20 protein-coding genes and 1 pseudogene are annotated in these 21,014 nt (G+C 37.8%); 13 read left to right on the forward strand and 8 right to left on the reverse strand.

Features of this window, described 5'->3' with window-relative positions; genetic code table 11:
• Positions 1-829: 829 nt before the first annotated feature.
• Positions 830-1,252 carry a hypothetical protein gene (locus tag ACFIKO_RS07495; RefSeq protein WP_375673645.1) on the forward strand — a complete coding sequence of 141 codons (423 nt, stop codon included), beginning with the start codon at positions 830-832 and terminating at the stop codon, positions 1,250-1,252.
• Between the two features lie 203 nt (positions 1,253-1,455).
• A complete protein-coding gene (locus ACFIKO_RS07500) occupies positions 1,456-1,971 on the forward strand; it encodes a hypothetical protein (RefSeq protein ID WP_375619996.1) in 516 nt (171 codons plus the stop codon).
• A 564-nt stretch (positions 1,972-2,535) separates the two neighbouring features.
• On the opposite strand, the gene ACFIKO_RS07505 is transcribed toward ACFIKO_RS07500, so the two are convergent.
• From ACFIKO_RS07505 to ACFIKO_RS07530, 6 genes are all read right to left on the reverse strand, one after another.
• Positions 2,536-3,327, reverse strand: coding sequence for an inositol monophosphatase family protein (locus ACFIKO_RS07505; RefSeq protein ID WP_273787682.1), 792 nt, complete (start codon positions 3,325-3,327; stop codon positions 2,536-2,538).
• An 11-nt stretch (positions 3,328-3,338) separates the two neighbouring features.
• A complete protein-coding gene (efp, locus tag ACFIKO_RS07510) occupies positions 3,339-3,914 on the reverse strand; it encodes an elongation factor P (protein ID WP_273787683.1) in 576 nt (191 codons plus the stop codon).
• Positions 3,915-4,385: 471 nt separating this feature from the next.
• Positions 4,386-4,751: a helix-turn-helix domain-containing protein gene (locus tag ACFIKO_RS07515; RefSeq protein WP_375673647.1), complete on the reverse strand. Its 366-nt coding sequence runs from the start codon at positions 4,749-4,751 to the stop codon at positions 4,386-4,388.
• 377 nt (positions 4,752-5,128) lie between these two features.
• Positions 5,129-5,494, reverse strand: a complete 366-nt coding sequence (locus ACFIKO_RS07520) for a helix-turn-helix domain-containing protein (RefSeq protein WP_375673649.1) — start codon at positions 5,492-5,494, stop codon at positions 5,129-5,131.
• Positions 5,495-6,101: 607 nt separating this feature from the next.
• Positions 6,102-7,145 (reverse strand): tetratricopeptide repeat protein, encoded by a 1,044-nt coding sequence (locus tag ACFIKO_RS07525; RefSeq protein WP_375619991.1) that lies wholly within the window; start codon positions 7,143-7,145, stop codon positions 6,102-6,104.
• A 343-nt stretch (positions 7,146-7,488) separates the two neighbouring features.
• Complete coding sequence (locus ACFIKO_RS07530) at positions 7,489-7,854, reverse strand: helix-turn-helix domain-containing protein (protein WP_375673651.1); 366 nt, start codon at positions 7,852-7,854, stop codon at positions 7,489-7,491.
• Positions 7,855-8,354: 500 nt separating this feature from the next.
• Here ACFIKO_RS07530 and ACFIKO_RS07535 point away from each other — a divergent pair, with 500 nt between their 5' ends.
• Together ACFIKO_RS07535 and ACFIKO_RS07540 are read left to right on the forward strand one after the other, a co-directional pair.
• Positions 8,355-8,543 (forward strand): antitoxin, encoded by a 189-nt coding sequence (locus ACFIKO_RS07535; protein WP_375619989.1) that lies wholly within the window; start codon positions 8,355-8,357, stop codon positions 8,541-8,543.
• Entirely contained in the window at positions 8,543-8,830 is a 288-nt protein-coding gene (locus tag ACFIKO_RS07540; RefSeq protein WP_375673653.1) for a type II toxin-antitoxin system RelE/ParE family toxin, read from the forward strand. The genes ACFIKO_RS07535 and ACFIKO_RS07540 overlap by 1 nt, the downstream gene beginning before the upstream one ends.
• 273 nt (positions 8,831-9,103) lie before the next feature.
• Here ACFIKO_RS07540 and ACFIKO_RS07545 read toward each other — a convergent pair whose 3' ends face one another.
• A complete protein-coding gene (locus ACFIKO_RS07545; protein WP_375673655.1) occupies positions 9,104-9,880 on the reverse strand; it encodes a TIR domain-containing protein in 777 nt (258 codons plus the stop codon).
• 305 nt (positions 9,881-10,185) lie between these two features.
• Positions 10,186-10,854, reverse strand: coding sequence for a thiamine phosphate synthase (locus tag ACFIKO_RS07550; RefSeq protein ID WP_375673657.1), 669 nt, complete (start codon positions 10,852-10,854; stop codon positions 10,186-10,188).
• 377 nt (positions 10,855-11,231) lie between these two features.
• Here ACFIKO_RS07550 and ACFIKO_RS07555 point away from each other — a divergent pair, with 377 nt between their 5' ends.
• The 9 genes and pseudogenes from ACFIKO_RS07555 to ACFIKO_RS07595 all read left to right on the forward strand — a co-directional run.
• Positions 11,232-12,374, forward strand: a complete 1,143-nt coding sequence (locus ACFIKO_RS07555) for an OpgC family protein (protein WP_375619985.1) — start codon at positions 11,232-11,234, stop codon at positions 12,372-12,374.
• A gap of 182 nt (positions 12,375-12,556) precedes the next feature.
• On the forward strand, positions 12,557-13,075 hold the full coding sequence (locus ACFIKO_RS07560) for a DUF1465 family protein (protein WP_375619984.1): 519 nt from the start codon (positions 12,557-12,559) through the stop codon (positions 13,073-13,075).
• 1,562 nt (positions 13,076-14,637) lie between these two features.
• A complete protein-coding gene (ruvC, locus tag ACFIKO_RS07565; RefSeq protein WP_375619983.1) occupies positions 14,638-15,153 on the forward strand; it encodes a crossover junction endodeoxyribonuclease RuvC in 516 nt (171 codons plus the stop codon).
• Positions 15,150-15,764, forward strand: a complete 615-nt coding sequence (gene ruvA, locus ACFIKO_RS07570) for a Holliday junction branch migration protein RuvA (RefSeq protein WP_375619982.1) — start codon at positions 15,150-15,152, stop codon at positions 15,762-15,764. Before ruvC ends, ruvA begins: the two co-directional genes overlap by 4 nt.
• A gap of 13 nt (positions 15,765-15,777) precedes the next feature.
• Positions 15,778-16,872 (forward strand): Holliday junction branch migration DNA helicase RuvB, encoded by a 1,095-nt coding sequence (gene ruvB / locus ACFIKO_RS07575; RefSeq protein WP_375619981.1) that lies wholly within the window; start codon positions 15,778-15,780, stop codon positions 16,870-16,872.
• Between the two features lie 211 nt (positions 16,873-17,083).
• Positions 17,084-17,524, forward strand: coding sequence for a tol-pal system-associated acyl-CoA thioesterase (gene ybgC / locus ACFIKO_RS07580; protein WP_375619980.1), 441 nt, complete (start codon positions 17,084-17,086; stop codon positions 17,522-17,524).
• A 1,714-nt stretch (positions 17,525-19,238) separates the two neighbouring features.
• Positions 19,239-19,952 carry a protein TolQ gene (gene tolQ / locus ACFIKO_RS07585; protein WP_375619979.1) on the forward strand — a complete coding sequence of 238 codons (714 nt, stop codon included), beginning with the start codon at positions 19,239-19,241 and terminating at the stop codon, positions 19,950-19,952.
• Positions 19,953-19,967: 15 nt separating this feature from the next.
• Complete coding sequence (tolR, locus tag ACFIKO_RS07590) at positions 19,968-20,420, forward strand: protein TolR (protein ID WP_375619978.1); 453 nt, start codon at positions 19,968-19,970, stop codon at positions 20,418-20,420.
• A gap of 106 nt (positions 20,421-20,526) precedes the next feature.
• A pseudogene (locus ACFIKO_RS07595) lies at positions 20,527-21,014 on the forward strand (cell envelope biogenesis protein TolA); the annotation flags it as partial.

Genomic DNA, 21,014 nt, shown 5'->3' on the forward strand with positions numbered 1-21,014 from the left:
TTTTCATAACAGCACTGTCACGTTGATTTATAAGGATAATTCATTGTTTTTCATGAGAGATCATGAATACCATAGGACTTTCTCGTTTCAAATTTAGTTATGTTGTATTAGTTAAAACCATGTCTCTTGTATGTGGCAAGCAGAGAGAGCCCGCGTGAATAAAACACTTTAGAAAGAATAAGTCCTCTTCATGAATCGTCTCAAGTTTCAAGGGCTATCACAACGGGGGGTGCTGGCATAAGAGTCTGATGGTGCTGGGCTACTTAAAGAAGAACTGCTAAATAGGCAGAGAGGCGCTTTTTATCGATGTTATAAAACAGTGCGAACAAAGCACGCAGTTTGTTTTGCTGTTTGGTTGAGTTAAGGTTTTTATTACTTTGAAAATCAATATTTCATGGATTATGCATTTTGAGGGCTTATAAGGCTTTTCTTTAAAGTACATAAACCACTAAAACAGCACCATTAAATACAAATTGTTTTATTTTACAAATAAAAATATCTATATTTTGTGTATTTTTTATTAAAATATAATATGTAGTGATTTTAAAATCAGATGTACACACAATGATACAATATCGAGAAATCGATAAAAGAGCTGCGTTAAATGTTGGTGGGAATAAAAGAGAGCAAGAATGGAAGAAGACATAAAATTGGCAATAGCTATTCATAATAGCTACAATTAAGGTCATTTGGAAATGGCGGAAAGAATGTGGGAGCGGAAGATTCGGCGTTATGATTTTCTGCATCATATTGATGGGGAAGTCGTGGTATTTGGGATACTCAGTGGATTTTTTGTTCGGTTGTGCAATGATTTTGCAATGATAGTGTGTTGTGGGGGAAGCTTAATGCTTGCATTGGCAATTTATCAGAACAAGCATTTAACTATTATCAGAACAAGCATTTAACTAAACAACTTGAGCGAAAAGAGCAAGAGTGCGTTGGACATAAAGAGATTATTGCACAAAGGGAACAGAGGCTTTTTGCAAAAACTCAAAAAGTATTACAGGAATGGTTGAAACAATGGGATGAGGGAGTAAGGCTATGGGAAAGAGACGTACTGGGGATAAAAAATCCTAGGGAAGATATGAAATTCAGTGGAGATCGGCTTCCATTGGTAAAGGATATTTGTGCTCGAGGGGAGTACGAAGTGCTTTTATTATACAGACAAGCACTTGAAAAAAACTTACTGATAAACATTACAAAAAAATATGTAGTCTCTTGGATAACTCGTATTTTAAGCAATTCTGTGTAAAAGCAGTGCGATTAATGAGAAAGAATGGAATAACTCTGCAAAAGTTTTTTAGATCCTCTTACGAACAAAAAACGGAGTCAACTTACGATGTTATTACTTCATTGGTGGTTATATGTTCTTGATGATATGATTACAGCTGAATGCAAATAGCACCAAAAGGAAAACTCTAAAGGGGAGGATGAAAAGAAGAAGTTTACGATACTTTGTGGGACAACATATCTATAAGTACAGAACACGAAGAGATAGAGGAAATGCTAAACTTTCGAAATCTTGGTTTGGTGAGTGTATTTTATTATTATATATTATTATATTATAAAAAGAATGTGTTGTTGTTGTGTGATTTTTCCAGTCATTATGAAGTGGCGAGAAAAACTTTTATTTACTATAAGAAGCTTATTAAAACAGTGAAAAAGGGCTATGTTGCCTTTGATAATGGTTGCCCTTATTTCACAGTTAGAGATGTAATCAATACTTGTAAAGAGAATGACACAAATAGAGCAAAAGATCTTTCCATTGCTGAAGGGAATCCAACATTTGAAAAAGTTTACAAATTAGGAGCCAGCGAATGGATAAAAGCGGCAAGTGAGACATGTGATAATCGATTGATCTTTTGGGAGAAGCTTGTTGAGGAAAAAAAGTTAAAAGAAAAATTAAAAGTTATCTTTGGGGATAAAAAGGTAAAGGCGCTGAAAGAGACTATTGAAAAAGATAAAGAATAGCTTGCAGGTGAAGTGCAGAAAGCAATTTTGGAAAACAAAGATTTTCATTATTATAAATGTCGTCGGCATTTGATAAACTATTTGTAAAACGGTTGAATAAAGGGGTAGGGAACCGCTCTATAAATCAGAGTATTTTCTGAAATCTCTGCTATTATGCAGTGATGGAAAAGAGTGAAAACTCTTGGGCATATGCGGTAGCTTTTATGAGAGAGGAGAGTTTTTCGATCAATGGATAGCGCACTGTAAAGAGCATATATTGAGGATTAAATGGACTGTGTTTTTGCTTTGGGTGCGATAATTGCTTCTTGGGGCTTTTTGTTATGATATTTTTTTGTTTATTGCCTTTTGCAGCTTGTTTGGAGGGGGATTTGAATAACAGAAACGTCAATAAGGTAAACTATTGAGGATTGCTTTTGTGGGGGAATAGTGAGTATATTTTTTGTTCGTGATGATGTTTTTTCCCTATCTGATCAGTTATTTCCTATTGTTATTTGAAAGAAAATTTAAAGCTCTCTCTTCACGTGGTTTTTTAAGGTTCTAAGGGTTTTGTAAAAACTGTAAGAGTTAAATGCCTTTTTTGAGGGTTTTTTCTAGTTTGATGCGAATGTGTTCATTGCCGGCAATGATATTTTTTTTGCGAAATATATCGCTGCCGCCTTCTTTATCGGTGACAAAACCACCGGCTTCGCGAACCATCAATATTCCAGCAGCCATATCCCAAATTTGCAGGTTATCTTCCCAAAAGCCATCGGTTCGGCCAGAAGCAACATAAGCTAAATCAAGAGCAGCAGCGCCAAAACGTCGAAGTCCGGCAACTTCTGCCATCACATTACGTAATTCAATAAGATAGGTTCCATGATTTGGGCGACCAAAATGAGGCATACCTGTGGCAATGACACAATCTTCTAGTCTGCGTCGAGCAGAAACGCGACAGCGTCGGTCATTAAAAAAAGCACCACATCCGCGTTCTGCGGTAAAGAGTTCATCACTTACGGGATTGTAAATGACACCAGCAACGATTTTCCCTTGACTTTCTAAGGCAATGGAAACAGCAAAAAAAGGAATGCCATGGAGAAAGTTTGTGGTTCCATCTAGAGGGTCAACAATGAAACGATGTTGGGAATCTTCGCCAATGATTTCTTCAGACTCTTCCATTAGAAAACCAAATTTGGGGCGCGCTTTGCTTAATTCATTGAAAATAATTTTTTCCGCTTTGCGATCTGCTTGGCTGACATAATCTGCAGGTCCTTTCAAAGACACTTGCAAATTTTGCACTTCACCGTAATCACGCACCAAAGAGCGTCCTGCTTTCATTGCAGCTTGCACCATGACATTCATGACTGCAGAATGGGCCATTTTTTATTCCTTTATTTATCTTTTTCATTTGCGCGACGCAAATAGATCAACTCATTGGTGTCTACAATGATACGTTCACCAGCATTCATAAAGGGGGGAACAAGAATACGAATCCCATTTTCAAGAATGGCGGGTTTATAAGAGGAGGTAACCGTTTGTCCTTTGATGGCAGGATCGGCTTCCACAATCGTGACAGCAACTTGATCAGGAAGTGAGATGCCAATAGGCTTTTCTTGATAAAGTTCAACTGTGACAGTCATCCCATCTTGGAGAAAAGCAGCACGTTCACCAACAAAATCCTTTTGAAGTTCAAGTTGTTCATAAGATTCTGAATCCATAAAGACCAAAGCATCCCCTTGTTGATAAAGAAATGTGAAATCTTTTTGTTCAAGTCGCACGCGTTCAACCGTCTCAGCAGCACGAAATCGTTCATTAAGTTTTGTACCATCAATTAAATTTTTCATTTCAACTTGGTTAAATGCACCACCTTTTCCTGGTTTTACAGCGTTGCATTTAACAGCAACCCATAAGCTTCCTTGATGTTCGATCACATTACCAGGGCGGATTTCATTGCCATTAATTTTCATCGTTTCTATCCTAATTCTATTCTTGCAAAAAGAACTCTCTTGTTTTCGTTATGGCGCTTTTCTTTGCTGCCTTTAACAGTGAGCTCTTTTGTTATTTTTTGGCTCAAATCTCTTTGATTAGCCTTGCGGCTTCCTCATGGTCCTGTGTGCTCTTCATGGGCTTTCTCATGTTTTTTGCAAAGAGAAAAGCTTAAGTAAAAAAGGACCTTTATGTATTTTTGCTTTTCAGTTCTTTGCAAGACCATAAAAAGCGCTCAGACGCAAGCTTTTTAAAAATTTGCACAAAAATTTTTTAGAATTTTTAGGAAAATTTATCCCGTTGTGTCGTAAAATATCATAATTGATGGCAATGATATAAGTTCCGTAAAACCATGAGGTGTTTTTAATTGAGGATATGTGATGAATATTTGAATACGGATTTTATTATAGTACCTCATGGGATAGAGCGTGGTGTGTGCTATCCGTGTGATGTTAGCTTGCATTCTCATCAGAGATCAGCTGTAAAATGGCTCTTTGTTTTATTGAGGTTAGGACTCTAAATCTTTTGAGCAGTAGATATTCCTCTGTGTTCGATGCGATTTCATCATGGTGGTATGGGGGCTGTTGTTTTGTTAAGATATCCGCATAAAAAAAGGCAATGGGAACATTTAAGATATCAGAAATTTCCATTAAACGCCCTGCGCTGACACGATTTAAGCCGTTTTCATATTTTTGAATTTGTTGGAAAGTGACACCCAAATGTTGACCTAATGTTTTTTGAGACATCTTCAACATTTTTCGTCTCAAACGAATTTTTTTGCCAACAAAAAGATCAATATTAAGATTTTTACTTTGCATTTTAAAGCCCCCGCCGGTTGCGAGCGCCCTCGCGTTGGTATTCCGGGAGCTTGAAAATACTGAATCCGAATCAGCCTTTTTGCTTTTAGTGCTTAAAGCACCTGGACATAGCAAAAACTCCCGGAATCCCGGGATACCCAAAAAGTGGGTTTATTTTCGCGTTCGGATTATAGGGTTTTCAAGGCCCTATTGGTCGTTGCGTATGCGACCAAAACACCTTTCAATTCATAAAGTAATTTCAGGAAATTTACAATAAAAATTAAAATAGTACCTCTTAACGTGTCGTTTCTTAAAACGGAGAGTTGGCATGTTTTGCATTCAAGCAATAAAGTGTTCACAAAGGGGGGCTTTGAATAGCGCACGTTATCCGTGTGATGTTAGCTTGCATTCTCATCAGAGATCAGCTGTAAAATGGCTCTTTGTTTTATCGAGGTTAGAACTCTAAATCTTTTTAAAAGCAGGTATTCCTCTGTGTTCGATGCGATTTCATCATGGTGGTATGGGGGCTGTTGTTTTGTAATGATATCCGCATAAAAAAAGGCTATGGGAACATTTAAGATATCAGAAATTTCCATTAAACGCCCTGCGCTGACACGATTTAAGCCGTTTTCATATTTCTGGATTTGTGGGAAAGTGACACCTAAATGTTGACCTAATGTTTTTTGAGACATCTTCAACATTTTTCGTCTAAAACGAATTTTTTTGCCAACAAAAAGATCAATATAAGGATTTTTACTTTGCATTTTAAAGCCCCCGCCGGTTGCGAGCGCCCTCGCGTTGGTATTCCGGGAGTTAAAAACACTGAGTCCGAATCAGCATTTTGCTTTTAGTGCTGAGAGCACCTGGACATAGCAAAATCTCCCGGAATTCCGGGATACCCACAGAGTGGGTTCATTTTTATGTATCGGACCTTAGGGTTTTTAATCCCCGTTGATCGTTGCGTATACGATCAAAAATACCTTTTAATATGTAAAGTAATTTCGGCGGCTTGGCAATAAAAAATAGTTTTTTACTGAGAGTTGGCGTGTTTTTCATCCAAGCAAAAAGAATGAAAAAATAGAGTTTTTGGAATTTTTGCGATAACCTAGTTCTTTTGCTTATTGGATATTGTTTGCTTAAGCAAATGATACCAGTGCGTTTTCTTTGTCAATGGAAATGTCGTTATCAAGATTTTTACTTTGCATTTTAAAGCCCCCACCGGTTGCGAGCCGCCCTCGCGTTGGTATTCCGGGAGTAGTAAAGTACTGAGTTCTAATCAGCATTTTGCTTTTAGTGCTTAAAGCACCTGGACAGTGCAAAATCTCCCGGAATTTCTATAAATTTTATCTTTTTGAAGCAGAGAGGAGTATTTTAAAAAACAGGAAGGAGCTTTATTGCTTCTTTGTGCGCTTTTTCTAGTTGTGTCTTGTCCATGCCTTGGAGCATTATTTCAAGATCAGGGGCTTGCATTTTTGCCTCCTTTGCGAGCATATACCATGCTGCTGCCATTATTATATCGCCTTTTGTTCCTGTGCCGTCTCGATAAAGCCTTGCAAGGGAAATTTGTGCTGGGGCGATCATGTTGATGGCATTTCTTTGAAGTAAATGAAAAGCGCGGTGAAAATCTGTTTCTCCTCCACGCCCCTGTATAAGCCATTGTGCTAAATGAAGTTGAGCTTTTAAGTGGTTGTTTTGAGCCGCTACCTCCATGAGTTTGCGGGCATTGCGATCATCCTTTGGTCGTTTTAACGTACCTAGGGCAAGAATTTTTGCAGCAGAAAAAGCAGCTTCAGCATCTCCAAGAGCAGCACCTTTTAAGTACAATTTTAAGGCTTGCTCGATTGCTTCATTTTCACGACTTTGGGAAGAAACACCGGGAAGAGCTTGTTTTTCTTGTGAGGCTTTATAAAGAAGCAGTTGTCCATAATAAAAATAGGCTTCTTTGACGCCTGCATTGACAGCTTTTTGAATGAATTGTTCACCAAGTTCTTGATTTTGTTTTATAAAGTGGCCATCAAACAACATAAGTCCATAGCGTAGTTGTGCTTGGGGTTCCCCTTGTTTTGCGGCGCGTTCAAACCATAAAGCAGCACGCGCACCGTCAATAGGAACAGCACATCCCTCCATATAAATTCGGGCAAGAAGAGTTTGTGCAAAAGGATCATTTTTTTCAGCACGTCGGAGTGCTTCACGAAAAGCTTTTAAATAATAACCTTGGATGTAATAGTCATAGGCTTGGTCATAGTCTCCAGCTTTTAAGGGCTGAAAAGGTTCTTGAGTGTTTGAAGCTTCTTGAATCGTATTGAAAGAGCCTTCAAAACTTGAGAATTCTTCAGTGTTTCCAGCTGAATTGACAGCAGAACTTGCAAGTCCAATCACGCCTAAGATAAGCAGCTTCACGCTTCTCTTGATCATGGTGTTTTCTCCTCATTACCGATCAGAATTTTCACATTTTTCTTTCATCATTACAAGCCGTATAAGAATCTCATTTCTATATTACTTTTTATCTCTCAGTTTTTCGTCTTAGTTAATGTAGGGTTGGGTAAGTTAAAAAAATAGCATAAATGTCGATGAGAGCTAGATTGTTTAAAACAGTTCTGTTAAAAATAATGATGATGAAGGGGTATCGTGTGTAAAAATGCTTATCTTCTATTATATTAATGGCTTCTCCTCCTAAAATGAAAAAATGCTTACAATGGAGGTTGCTTTTTAAAATACGTATGAATGCTTATGAATAGCGCACGCTATCCGTGTGATGTTAGCTTGCATTCTCATCAGAGATCAGCTGTAAAAAGGCTTTCTTTTTTACCGTTGTGAGAGTTCTAAATCTTTTGAGCAGTAGATATTCCTCTGTGCTCGATGCGATTTCATCATGGTGGTATGGGGGCTGTTGTTTTGTTAAGATATCCGCATAAAAAAAGGCAATGGGAACATTTAAGATATCAGAAATTTCCATTAAACGCCCTGCGCTGACACGATTTAAGCCGTTTTCATATTTTTGAATTTGTTGGAAAGTGACACCCAAATGTTGACCTAATGTTTTTTGAGACATCTTCAACATTTTTCGTCTCAAACGAATTTTTTTGCCAACAAAAAGATCAATATTAAGATTTTTACTTTGCATTTTAAAGCCCCCGCCGGTTGCGAGCGCCCTCGCATGAGTATTCCGGGAGCTTGAAAGTACTGAAATCTAATCAGCTTTTTTTGCTTTTAGTGCTAAGAGCACCTGGACATAGCAAAAACTCCCGGAATTCCGGGATACCCACAAAGTGGGGTAAATTCATGTTTAGATTTTCGGGCTTTCAAGACCCTCTTGGTCGTTGCGTATGCGACCAAAACATCTTTTAATTCATAAAGTAATTTCAGGAAATTTACAATAAAAATAGTTTTTTACTTACAAAATTTGTTTTTTAATGAGAGGCTATCTGCCTCTTAAACCTTTCTGTAACAATTACCAAAATCATCACAACATCCCCGTGTTTTTTGAGAGGGTTAAAAAAACTTAAGTTTTAAGATCAAAAGAACTTTGGACGCTTAAAAGTTAAACATTTTCAATTCGCTAATATTGACAACATAGACAAGAGTAATTATCTTCAATATTCAGGAATAGAAAGGACATATATTATGAAGACCACCCTTTCTCCGCTAATTTCAGAGTTCGAAACCGTTGAACAGGAAAGCAGCTACACTGCATGGCTGCGCGATAAGGTAGCGAGAAGTCTTGCAAATCCATATCCTCCTATTCCGCATGATGAGGTTATGGCTGAAATGGAAGTTATAATCAGTCAGCTTGAAGCTGAACAGGAAAAGTGATGCTTCCGGTTGTTTGGTTGTTTTCGGCGCGCGACGATTTGCGTCAGATTTTAACGTACATTGCTCGCGAAAATCCATCCGCTGCGCGCCGAATGAAAAGGTTTTTGGAAGTATCCGTACTGCCATTGGCTGAACATCCATATTTATACAGACAGAGTGAGAAGGTATTAGGATTACGAGAAATTGTAGCACATCCAAATTACCTTATATTTTATCGAGTAGCTGCAAATCAAATCGAAATTGTGGCTGTAGTACATGCCCGACGTGAATTTCCTATTTTTCTTTAATCTAATGAGAAGCTATCTGCTTCTTAAACTTTGCAAGTCCATCAAAATTATGACAACAGCCCCGCGTTTATTAAAGGGATTAAAATGATTTCTTCTATGGTAATGAATTTCGGTCTCTTCATTAAAATTTGCACAATCGCTTGCTGTTTGAATAAGAGTGGGGGGTAAATCGTTTCTTTGAGCCTATAGGATTTGTGTGTTTGTGGAATGTGGCGGGGTGCATTGTGGTTTTGGGCATGCGCTTTAAAAGTTAAAGGGAAGCATTATTCAAATTTAATTTAATGCACGAGTAATTGTATTTGTATTAAAAGAGAAATCAGCTTCTTCTAAGCGCTTAATAAGTTTGGGAAATGTTTCGTTTACCTGTTCTTTAAAAGAAAGGTAGTAAACTCCACCAACATCTGAAAGCATTTCAATGCCTTCTTTTTGTAGAATAGCAATCCTCTCAAGAGGAAGAACGCCGGATAACATGCCCATTTCGAAAATAACATTTTGTCGTGCACGGGGTTGAATTTTTTCTTCAACCTTTTGTCGTGCACGGGGTTGAATTTTTTCTGCACCTTGAGATATAGCATAACCCATGTCATCATGCGTGAGGAGTACAATACCAAAACTTATAGAACTGTCACAAATTTCTTTTTTCAAAGTTTGAATGATGGGTAAACCATTACCACTTGTATTTTGTAAGATGTATGGTTCGAGACCAAGCTTGAGAAGAACATTTTCAAGCTCCTTTAAGGCATAACGGTCATGACCGTGAACGATAAAAATTCTTTTATTTGAAGGATTGGAAGCAGTTTTTGAAGAAGGAATCGTTGATGTTTCTTCTAGATGCTTTGCTAAATCTTCTGTTAGCTTTAGTTTTATGTTTTCGTTGCCTTGAACTTGAAGTTTTCCTGTGCTTTTATACCAATTAATAGTGCCTCCTTTGGAGGTTTTGATCTGATATATTTCAGGGGAATCATGTTTTAGTAATTTACTTTCTATGATTTGATATCCAGCTTTGCAAATTATATTTGTAAGATCTTCAAGTGTTCCGCTATATTGCATTTTTATGTCCCCTGCATATTTGTATCGTCAGCTATTGGTATTTAGTACCAATATTGAAAATGACCATTTTCCCCAATCATAATACTTTGTCTTTATAAGACATTGAACTAGAAAGTTTTTATGATCCTTTTCTCTATATATTATATGAAAAAAAGACGCTAGATTTTTCATAAATTTTATTTATATAGCAAGCAATTTTATTGAGTTTCGAGGTATCTTCTTTATCTGTTATTGTGTGTTCTATATAAGTAATATAGTGGTGAGTGTTTGGATTTTTATTAACGCTTTATTTATAAATTCTCCTCCTATATTACAAGGGGGGTGTTTTCACATTTTTCTTGCATTGTTTTAAGCAGTATTAAGGGGTTGTCGTTCCCAAAAATCACTTCTTCTACAGCAATGAATTCACATCCAGTCTTTAAGACTTCATCAAAAGTTGAAAAATCGCTTCCTGCTTGGATAATGGCGGGGGTTTGCATAATTTCTGCCCACCATGTTGCTAACTGGAGATTGCGGGGGTGCGCATGGGGTTTTTTATCAGCCCCTAATTTGCCAAAAAATAGATAATCAACACCTGTTTCCGCTGCAAGCATAGCACTATGGCGATTGCGTAGATTGCCAAAGCCTATGATTTTTTGTTCCTTTTGCTGATTTTTGAAGCTTTCAAGAGCGTTAAGATCATCTTCTATGTGCAATCCATCAGCCTTTATGCGCCCAGCAATGCGGCTGTCATCAGCGATGAGAAGGGCTGCGTCATGATGTTGAATATCTTCTGCGTAAGTTTGCGCTTGTTGTTGTAAAAAAGAGCCATCATCTTTCAACTTTTCAGAATCATAGAGGATGACGCATGCAAAAGACTTTGTTTGCAAAATTTGCTGCAAAAATGTGTGTGGGGTGTTGCGCCGAACATCGAGTGTTAAAATCAACTGAGGGAAAAGAGGTGAATCAATTGGTTTATTTTTTTGTTGTGTCATGTCAAATCCCTGTTTCTTAGAGAAAAATAATGCTTAAAATTAAAGTTTCATTCTATTATGCTTATTTGCGATGAAAGTGACCACCATTTTCACGTAATTAAAGGATTTGTGGGTGTGTGGGAGCCTGTTTATGAGAAATGAGAGTGTTTTTAAGCATAAATTAAGCATAAATTATGTCGCCTTTTTACTGTGATACACGTACGGACGCTTTTTGTTCTTTTGCCTTAAAAAAACTTTTGCCTTTAAAAAAAATAAACGCTTAAAATGAAACTTGACTCTTAAAAATTAAAATTTCATCCTGTGCATGCTTGTTGGCAATAAGGGTAACCACCATTTTATGGGACTTCAAGGGGTTTGTGACGTGTGAGAGTCCACTGATGAAATACCAAGCTGTTCTTGAGCATAATACTCAACCTTTTCACCGTGATACACGTATTGATGTTTTTCGTTCTTTAGCTTTATTGACGATTTTCATCAACCATATTCCCGGAACGATCTATGAGTCTTTTACCCATAGAAATTTCGGTTTTTCTGATTCAGCAGAAGCGTTTGTTTTGCTTTCAGGGATTGCTCTTGGGTTAAGCTTTCATGGACGTTTACAGCAAAAATCCTTTGCTTTTATCATCCGAAAACTTTGGTACAGAGCTTTGCAGCTCTATGGCGCATATCTTTTTACTACTTTTGTCACGTTAAGCCTTTTTTTTGCTGCCTTTTTATTATGGAAAACAGAAAAACTTTTATCCATGAATAATGTGAGACTCTTTTTTACAGAACCTGTTATCGCATTTTTGAGTACCTTAAGTTTTGGGCATCAATTGGGATATAATAATATTCTTCCACTTTATATCGTTTTGATGTTTTTTGCGCCTTTTATCCTTTATTTGAGTTGTAAACAGACAAAGTGGCTGCTTTTGAGCTCGTTTACGTTGTATCTTATCTGCGGATTTTATAAAATTGCTCCTCCTTCTTATCCTTTAGAGGGAAAATGGTTTTTAAACCCTTTGTCTTGGCAATTTTTATTTGTCATAGGATTGACCAGTACTTTAGCGCTTAAACAAGGAAAAACAATCGCTTTTCAGTTTTTTTGGATTGTTTGTGCGGCAGCTTATCTCTTGTTGGCACTGTTATGGGTTCGCTTAAACTGGTGGGGCATTTTGGGGTGGCTTGGCTGGTCTTCTCCGTTGATGAACTTTAATAAAACCTTTTTAAGCTTGCCACGTTTACTCCATGTTCTTGCATTAGCCTTTTTCATTCTTTCTTTTCCGAGCATCAATAAATGGTTTTATGTCTCTCAGAAACATCCTTTAGCAATCTTAGGAAAACATAGTTTACCGGTCTTTGTAACGGGAACCATTTTTGCGATGTTTGGACAAATTATAAAAACAGTGATGACAGGAACGTTTTTTTCCGATACCTTCTTAATAATAACGGGTATTGCTCTGCAATTTGGAGTCGCCTATTATTGTGAAAAACGGCGATCTTGGCAGTGGTCCTTTTCAAGGAAACTGATCCGTTTATAAGAAAAACGGTCCTATAGTGTTTGTTGGATGCGTTAACCTTAGTATAAAAAGCGCGTTGCGCAAAAAAATTAAAAGAGGTAGCAGTTTTAAAAAAAAGCGTTCTATACAGCAACAAAAGAAACTTTTTAATACTCTGTTCGTTGAGTGGTATAATTTTGTGCTGATACTTGGAGTATAAAAGCGTGAGTGTACATAAACGTCCATATGATGAACCTATTATCATGATCGAGCATAATGCTTTTGAAAATGCCTTTAATCGTCTCTATGAAGAAACAATGGCGCTGATTGAAAAAACAGCAGCGTATATTGACTCAGAAGGGAAATTAGTGGCACGTTCCCTTTCAGTAGAAGTTTCTGCAATCTATGCGAAAGAAGCTATGTATTTAAGTACACGGCTTATGCAAATCGCTTCTCAACTCCTTCTTCTTCGGGCAGAGCGCGAAGGGGAAATGTCATCAGAACAAATAAAAAAAGAAATTGTAAAAGTGTCACTTCATACACCGACATTGGAACTTGAAACCCCTCATTGGCATGAATTGCCAGAAATTTTCCGCCAATTTGTTTCTCATTCATTGCGTTTAGAAGCGCGCATACAGTATATGCGTGCTGGGTGGGAAACTGCAGCCTCCTGTGCCTTAGAGGATGATAATCCAGTAGGAAAACAAATCGAATTGCTCAAAACAGCCTTTGGGCGTTCTTAGAGGTATTCCCTTGTTTTGTGTGAAGGGGAAATGTCATCAGAGAAAATAAAAAAGAAATCGTAAAAGTGTCCCTTTATACACCGACATTGGAACTTTTCCCTTTTATTGGCATGAATTGCCAGAAATGTTTCGCCAATTTGTTTCTCATTCATTGCTTTTAGGAGCGTGCATTTTTTCGTTTAGATATACGGCTGTAGTTTAAGCGCTTTAGTAAATAAGGGGAGGCTGTAGTTTAAGCGATGATAATCCAGTGGGAAAACAAATCGAACTACTGAAAACAGCTTGTGGGGGGTAAGAAGAATAGCTCCTTTCTTCTTTCTTGCGATATTTAGAGAATTATACCCATTTTTTACAACCAAAATGTCACAACTAAAACCAATCTAGAGTGCTTTTTTCTGCCTAATATCTATTTGAGTGTAAGAAATATCTTGAGCTTATAGCTGAGAGGTATTGATTTCGAATTATGGCATGGGATGGGATATGGTTGGTTTTGTGGAAATCGGCTTTGGTTGATTGCAGCTGGAACACTTTCTGTTGATATATCGTGTGATTTTGTTTTGGCTATGATAATGATCAGGCGCTAGATAGAGCTAGGGCTTGTACATCAATTCATTTATGCTCTATAACTTATGCCTATAAAGTTGCTGCAAAGCGTGTGTTAATGAGGATGATACACATTGTTTCAGTTTTTGGGCTCCTCTTGTTTTGAATGGAAGTTATTTTCCTCACGTAAAATAAAACATCCAAAATAAAGTGCCATATAATAAATGCCTCAGGGGTTCTCTGTGCCTCCATGCAATGCTCCCTTCCATGCAATGTTATTGTGGTGTAATTGGGCATATTCAAAAACACCTCTCAGTTCTTGTTTACATCCATTGAGCTCCCTCATCTTTACGCTTGCAAAGGAGCAAGTTAGCACCATCATTATAATTTGCCAGCCTCCAATGTTGCGAAAGCCCTTAGTACTTGAGACGGTTCATTAGAGGCATTTTTAGTCCTTTCTTGCACAGGTTCGCTCCACACGGAAATCCCACGTGTGATGTGCAGACAAAAGATTTTGATTGATTTCAATATAAAGGGGTTTGTAATGAGAAAATCTTACGATATTTGGAATTCTTATTCAACATACAAAATAATTAATTATCTTTATAAATCAATGTTTTGTTTTATTATGGTAGCGTTATGCTATAACCTAAAAAGTTTCCGCAAAGTGTATACCATCCATTGCATAGCCTCTTTACACTTAATGCATGTACAATTCAGCACTCTCTATTGCTCGCTTGCGATGTTTAACCGTTATGGTATTGGAAATGATACAGAAAGAGAATTTTTATGCTTTATAGGGGTGTTTGATAGGGCGCTTGCTTGTGATGTGTGAATGGTTTTGATTGACTTCAGTGATGCTTCATAAAGTATGTTCCATAAAGATGCTGTTTGTTGCGTGTTATAATTGTATAAATTTGGGGGCATGACCATCTTTTGACTGGTTTTGTCTTGTGCTGCTGTTTTCTTTGTGGTCTTGTCTTTATTCACAAGAGGGAAAAGTGTATAGACTGTAGTTTATGGCAGAGACGATTCGTATTATAGGCATTGATCCCGGATTACGGCGTACAGGGTGGGGCGTTATCGATGTTGCGGGTAATCGTCTTCAGTTTATTGCAGCAGGGACGGTTTCTTCTGATGTAAAGTGTGAGCTGGCTTCCAGACTATGTCAGATCCACAAAGGTCTTTCAGGGGTTGTGCATCAATTTATGCCCCATGAAGCTGCTGTAGAACATGTGTTTGTCAACAAAGATGCTACAGCAACTTTAAAACTTGGGCAAGCGCGTGCAATTGCACTGCTGGTTCCTGCGCAAGCAAATCTTCCTGTTTTTGAATATGCACCCAACAAAGTGAAAAAATCGGTTATTGGTGTTGGACACGGTGCTAAAGAACAAATCCATATGATGGTAAAAGTTCTACTCCCACGGGCTGAATTTGATAGCAGTGATGCGGCTGATGCTCTTGCTCTTGCTCTTTGTCATAGTATGCATCGTAAGAGTATTGACCGATCTTATCAGGCAAGGATGGCGATATGATTGGTAAATTAAAGGGCACCCTTGAACATATCTTTGATGATCATATCCTTCTTGATGTTCACGGTGTGGGTTATGTTGTTTTTGTGTCAAATCGGCTCCGTCCTTCTTTACCCTCTGTTGGGGAGGCGTTAAGTCTTTTTATTGAAACGCATGTTCGTGAAGAAGCAATCCGCCTTTTCGGTTTTGCTACAAGAGCTGAACAGGAGTGGTTTTGTCTTCTACAAAATGTTCCTGGAGTAGGGGCAAAGGTTGCTTTGGCAATTTTGGGTACTTTATCGCCAGATGAACTCGCACAAGCTATTGCCTTAAACGATATTGCGATGATTAGTCGAGCGCCGGGCGTTGGTAAAAAAGTTAGTGAAAGAATTGTGGGTGAACTGAAAAGTAAAACACTCCCCTTTGAACAAGCGGTCAAGACTGTTTCTGTTTCTCACCGTGAGATAACCAATCAACCTGCGCATGATGCGCTTTCCGCGTTGATGAAGCTAGGGTTTGAACGGGAGCAAGCATCCCGTGCTCTTGCTCTTGCGATGAACGCTCTTGAGGAGGAAACTGTTTCTTCTGCCTTGCTGATCCGCCATAGTCTTAAATTGCTTTCTTCTCCTACTTAAAATCAAGGTAACAATGCATAAAGATGAAGATAAACGCCTTCTGGGTTCCGCTCCCCTTCCTAACGATCCAGATCGTTCCTTAAGACCACAAGTTCTCGATGATTTTATTGGTCAAGAAGCGGCACGGGCTAATTTAAAAATATTTATTGAAGCAGCAAAAACGCGGCAAGAAGCGCTGGATCATGTTTTGTTTGTAGGACCACCGGGGTTAGGAAAAACAACGCTTTCACAGATTATGGCAAAAGAATTAGGCGTTAATTTTCGCTCTACTTCAGGACCGGTTATCGCTAAAGCAGGAGATTTAGCTGCTCTCTTGACCAATCTCGAAGAACGTGATGTTTTGTTTATTGATGAAATTCATCGCTTAAATCCGGCGATTGAGGAAATTCTTTATCCAGCTATGGAAGATTATCAACTTGATTTGATCATTGGGGAAGGGCCGGCAGCACGTTCGGTGAAAATTGATCTGGCTAAATTTACTTTGGTAGCGGCAACCACACGTTTGGGGCTTTTGACTACACCGCTGAGAGACCGTTTTGGCATCCCAATTCGTCTAAATTTTTATACTATAGAAGAATTGGAATATATTGTGCAGCGTAATGCACGGCTTTTTGCCGTCAAGATCAGTGATGATGGTGCTCATGAAATTGCACGCCGAGCACGGGGGACTCCTCGTATTGCTGGGCGGCTTTTACGGCGCGTTTGTGATTTTGCTTTGGTTAAACAGGCAAAACAAATTGACCAAAAAATCGCCGATGAAGCGCTTTCGCGCCTTGAAGTCGATCATCTTGGGCTTGATACGCTTGATCGCCGCTACTTGCTTCTGATTGCGGAAACTTTTTTAGGCGGACCGGTGGGGATTGAAACGGTTGCTGCTGCTTTATCAGAACCACGCGATGCCATTGAAGATATTGTTGAACCGTATTTGCTCCAACAAGGTTTTATTCAAAGAACCGCTCGTGGACGCATTCTAACTGAAAAGGCTTGGAGCCATTTAGGGCTTTCTGCTCCTGTCTCTACAACGTCTATACAAAGGCGTTCTCAACTTTCTGATGCTCAAGACAATTCAACACTTCAGACATCTTTATGGGATGGGGAAGATGACTAAGACATTCTCTTTATTAAAAGAAACTATGTGAATATTTTATAGCAAGCTCAAAAATACAAGAGACGTGCTTCTTTTAGCATATTCTGACCAAAAAGGTTTTGCACTATCAAGGAGGGCTTTTGCTTTTCACAACTTCAACACAAAAATGTGTTCAATCTTTTGATTGATAAACAATTTACTATATTAGACGATTTTATGGGACATGAAGTCAATGACAGAAGTAACTCCTTTTAAGAGCAATCATACAAATGCTTTTCATAATTTTCAGGTCCGCGTTTATGTTGCGGATACAGATTTTTCCGGTGTGGTTTATCATGCGCGTTATCTTGAGTTTTTTGAACGAGGACGTTCAGAGTTTTTACGGGATACCGGTTTTAATAATAAGATGTTAGCAGCAGGGGTTGATGGGGAAAAACTGTTTTTTGTTGTGCGTCATATGGAAATTAATTTTTCAAGACCAGCTAAAATTGATAATCTTTTAGTCGTTAAAACACGTGTTAATCATATCCAAGGGGCACGCTTTTTTATGGAGCAATCTATTTTGCATGAGGCGACTACGTTGGTAACAGCAAAAGTTGAAATTGCTCTGATTAATGAGGAGGCAAAACCGCGACGTTTACCCAAAGAACTTTTTGCAAAAATGCTTGGTTAAAAGTGTTGTTCATTGAATTAGCAGTTTCAGGAAAGATCAGGGGATATAAAGTAATCTACAATCTAAGATCATACATTTATCATAGCCTAAATTTTTTCCAACAAGATCACATGATACATCAAAAGAAAGCACTTGTGCTACAATAGCTACACTAAATTGAAGATGATATCCCACAAAATTAAACACGCTTCATCCATGTTATGATTCAAAATCAATGTCTTATCATCCATTTTCTGCTATCAACTCAAAATATTTTCTTTCTTTTGAAGAAAGGTTCGTTGGCATAAGAAAACAGCAGAAAGTAAAAAACAAAAAAGAAATAAAAAGTGGATTAAGATTTGTTTTTATAAAAATGCACATACCCAGCAAAATATTGCAATATTGCAATAAAGTGATAATAAGCTATTAGGTCGAAAATTTTCTCAAAACACTCAAAGGGTATTTTAAGCAATGTGATTTGTTTTTTACTGGATTGTCATTTGGCATCACAAGAGCGCGTGTTCCATCCATAATGCGACTTTATCTGCGCTTCTAAACGCAGTGAATGAGTGAGAGATCAATGTATACAAAGCAGAAATTCATTCTGGATTTAAAGTTTCAAAAGCATATTATTTTATATGATAGATCGACTTGGAAAGATAAATTATCACTTCTCACGGGCACAAACACCAATAGAGTAAAATACTTTCATTTCAAATCTGTTCATGTTGAAACAATTAAAATCATTTTCTTACACATCATAAGATGAGCAATATAACTCATTGAAAAAATTGTAAAAATGTTTCTTATGGATCATTCTCAATGCAATAACGATCAAATATCGCAAGTGAGAAAAGAGAAAGAAGAAGCCGGTTTTCATGAAGTAAAGATGTGAAAAGGTTTTTTCACGTCACAGAAGCTTTTACGTTATACCATGGTGCCAGAAAGATGAGGGCATTGAAAAGGATTAATTTACAATACAATGAGATTACATGAGACTTACACTAGATTATATGGGACTTACAATAGGGGTTGCATGGGTGAGGCACATTGTTATGAGGCATTTTATGGTAGTTTATTGTCGTTTTTTGTGCCCGAGGGTGTCCCCGTATTAAATTCGATGGAAAATGAGAGAAACAATAGTTTGAGGCAAAGTGTAATCTTTCATGATTATAACATATTTATTTATAATGATAATTCATTGCGTTGTCACTTTTAGATCATTCTGAGACTTGTAAGATTTTTTCTTTTCAAGCTCTATTGTAGCGAATTAATCAAAAACATTTTCTTACATGTCACAAGCTGGGTTGGTGAGTGGGGACAAAAACACTTGAGAAAGGAATAAAGATGCCTCTTATGAATCTTTTCAAGTACTAAGATTTATCGCTGCATTTTAAGCTGGAACGCGTATGATGGTTTAGTTTTCTTTTCATGAGCGTAAAGATAATGGTACATGATAGATGTGATATCATGCATTTTTATATCTTTTATTTTTATAGCATTTATGGGGAAGGTTTTATCGTTATATTATTTCATAAATGCTTTTGTGAAATGAGGGGGCGTGCGTTGAGGGATGTTTTAGTCATCACTTTTTAAGGAAATTTAAGAAAAAAGTCTTGTTTTAGCGCATGGATTTATGTGAAACTAAAGTTTTTTACTTAAATTTAGAAACTATAAAATAATCTGTTTTATAGAATTTTAAAAAATGCACCTTTCATTTAGAGGGACAAAAATTATGCCGTATGTAGAACTAACGAATCCGGAAACAATTGGAATGTTGCATTTATTTATGCAAGCGAGTTGGATCGTGAAAGGTGTTATGATCGGGTTGTTGCTCGCTTCTATCTGGAGTTGGGCAATTATTTTTGATAAAATTTTTACGTATCGAAGAATACGGCGTGAAATAAAGCAGTTCGAACGTACATTTTGGTCAGGCAAAGCGCTAGAAGATCTTTATGCATCATGTAAAAGTCAACACACCAATAGTATATCCGCAGTTTTTATGGCGGCAATGGTTGAATGGAAAAAATCTCTTGAAAAAGGGACCCATACATCGAAAAGTTTACAGAGCAGAATTGATAAGGCTATGGATTTGACGCTGGGACGTGAAAGTGAAAAAATAGAATCAAAATTAAGTTTTCTTGCGACATTGGGATCTGCGGGACCCTTTATCGGACTTTTTGGAACAGTTATTGGTATTATGGAGTCTTTTCTTTCTATTTCAGCTTCTCAAAATACATCACTTGCCATTGTCGCGCCAGGGATTGCAGAAGCGCTTTTGGCGACCGCTATTGGTTTGTTTGCAGCAATTCCAGCCGTTATTGCTTATAACAAGTTGACTCATGAAAGTGCGCGCATCATTGCACAAATAGAAAATTTTGCCGATGAATTTTCAACAATTGTATCGCGGCGTATTGATGAAACACGCACAGCACCTTCCTCTTTATAAAAAGGAGCTTACCCCATGGGAATTTCTGTTGCTTCTTCTTCTCGCAAAAATACACGTAGGCGCTATCATTCACGAAGCCAACTGATGAGTGAGATCAATGTTACTCCTTTTGTGGATGTCATGCTGGTCTTGTTGATTATTTTTATGGTTTCTGCCCCTCTTTTAGTGAACGGTGTTCCTCTAGATTTGCCTCGTAGTCAAGCGGGTCCCGTACGAGCTCAAAAAACGCCTCTTACGGTTTCACTTGACGCGCAAGGGCGCTTTGCCATTAATCAAGATTATTATGAAACGTCACAAGCACTGATTGCACACCTTAAAACTCTTCTGGAAACAGATGCTACACAAAAAGATCAACGGGTTTTTGTGCGGGTTGCTAAAACTGTTGAATATCAACAAGTATTAAAACTGCTGGCGGATATTCAAAAAGCGGGATTTTCTCAAGTTGCGTTAGCAAGTTTAGCACAATAAATAATAAGTAATAAAATTTCTCATAACCTGTTGTTTTTAAATGTTTTTAAAAGAGTATAGAGTGATTGAAAATGAAAAAATATAAGTCATAAATAAGGCATAAAGAATGAACAAAGACTCCTATCATAGCATGAAACGAGGCTTGGCTTTATCCCTTGTGGTCCATGTCATTTTTCTCAGTTGGGGAGCCGTTCAGTTTACAAGCTCTGTCTCTTTACCACAACCATTGGAAGCAATTCCCATCACTCTTGCTCCTTTAGTGGACGAGTTGTCCTTTCAACAAGGAGCTGTGAAGGCTCCCATTCGTGCAATCCCTGCCGTTAAACCAACTATGCAACCACAAGAGAAAGAAGATGCACGCCATATTGGAGAGGGACAAATAGATAGTCTAGCACCTTTTCAACCAAAGGAAAAACTGCGCCCTGTTGAAACAGCATCGCTACCACCAAGCAAGAACACGTCAGAAACATTTGTATCCGAACTTACAAAACCAGAATTATTAGAAGCAAAAACAGACGATGCTCCCAAGGTTGCGCCTGAGATGCCTTTGAGCGCACCGGAGGATGCCCCCAAGGTTGCGCCTGAGATGCCTTT

The organism is Bartonella sp. TS82HLJMH (genome assembly GCF_042193495.1).
Lineage (GTDB): Bacteria > Pseudomonadota > Alphaproteobacteria > Rhizobiales > Rhizobiaceae > Bartonella > Bartonella grahamii.

Excerpts from the sequence above, each read along its gene's own strand:
- ACFIKO_RS07505 (WP_273787682.1), bottom strand. The coding sequence starts at position 3,327 with ATGGCCCATTCTGCAGTCATGAATGTCATGGTGCAAGCTGCAATGAAA.
- efp (WP_273787683.1), bottom strand. The coding sequence starts at position 3,914 with ATGAAAATTAATGGCAATGAAATCCGCCCTGGTAATGTGATCGAACAT.
- ACFIKO_RS07515 (WP_375673647.1), bottom strand. The coding sequence starts at position 4,751 with ATGCAAAGTAAAAATCTTAATATTGATCTTTTTGTTGGCAAAAAAATT.
- ACFIKO_RS07520 (WP_375673649.1), bottom strand. The coding sequence starts at position 5,494 with ATGCAAAGTAAAAATCCTTATATTGATCTTTTTGTTGGCAAAAAAATT.
- ACFIKO_RS07525 (WP_375619991.1), bottom strand. The coding sequence starts at position 7,145 with ATGATCAAGAGAAGCGTGAAGCTGCTTATCTTAGGCGTGATTGGACTT.
- ACFIKO_RS07530 (WP_375673651.1), bottom strand. The coding sequence starts at position 7,854 with ATGCAAAGTAAAAATCTTAATATTGATCTTTTTGTTGGCAAAAAAATT.
- ACFIKO_RS07535 (WP_375619989.1), top strand. The coding sequence starts at position 8,355 with ATGAAGACCACCCTTTCTCCGCTAATTTCAGAGTTCGAAACCGTTGAA.
- ACFIKO_RS07540 (WP_375673653.1), top strand. The coding sequence starts at position 8,543 with ATGCTTCCGGTTGTTTGGTTGTTTTCGGCGCGCGACGATTTGCGTCAG.
- ACFIKO_RS07545 (WP_375673655.1), bottom strand. The coding sequence starts at position 9,880 with ATGCAATATAGCGGAACACTTGAAGATCTTACAAATATAATTTGCAAA.
- ACFIKO_RS07550 (WP_375673657.1), bottom strand. The coding sequence starts at position 10,854 with ATGACACAACAAAAAAATAAACCAATTGATTCACCTCTTTTCCCTCAG.
- ACFIKO_RS07555 (WP_375619985.1), top strand. The coding sequence starts at position 11,232 with ATGAAATACCAAGCTGTTCTTGAGCATAATACTCAACCTTTTCACCGT.
- ruvC (WP_375619983.1), top strand. The coding sequence starts at position 14,638 with ATGGCAGAGACGATTCGTATTATAGGCATTGATCCCGGATTACGGCGT.
- ruvA (WP_375619982.1), top strand. The coding sequence starts at position 15,150 with ATGATTGGTAAATTAAAGGGCACCCTTGAACATATCTTTGATGATCAT.
- ruvB (WP_375619981.1), top strand. The coding sequence starts at position 15,778 with ATGCATAAAGATGAAGATAAACGCCTTCTGGGTTCCGCTCCCCTTCCT.
- ybgC (WP_375619980.1), top strand. The coding sequence starts at position 17,084 with ATGACAGAAGTAACTCCTTTTAAGAGCAATCATACAAATGCTTTTCAT.
- tolQ (WP_375619979.1), top strand. The coding sequence starts at position 19,239 with ATGCCGTATGTAGAACTAACGAATCCGGAAACAATTGGAATGTTGCAT.
- tolR (WP_375619978.1), top strand. The coding sequence starts at position 19,968 with ATGGGAATTTCTGTTGCTTCTTCTTCTCGCAAAAATACACGTAGGCGC.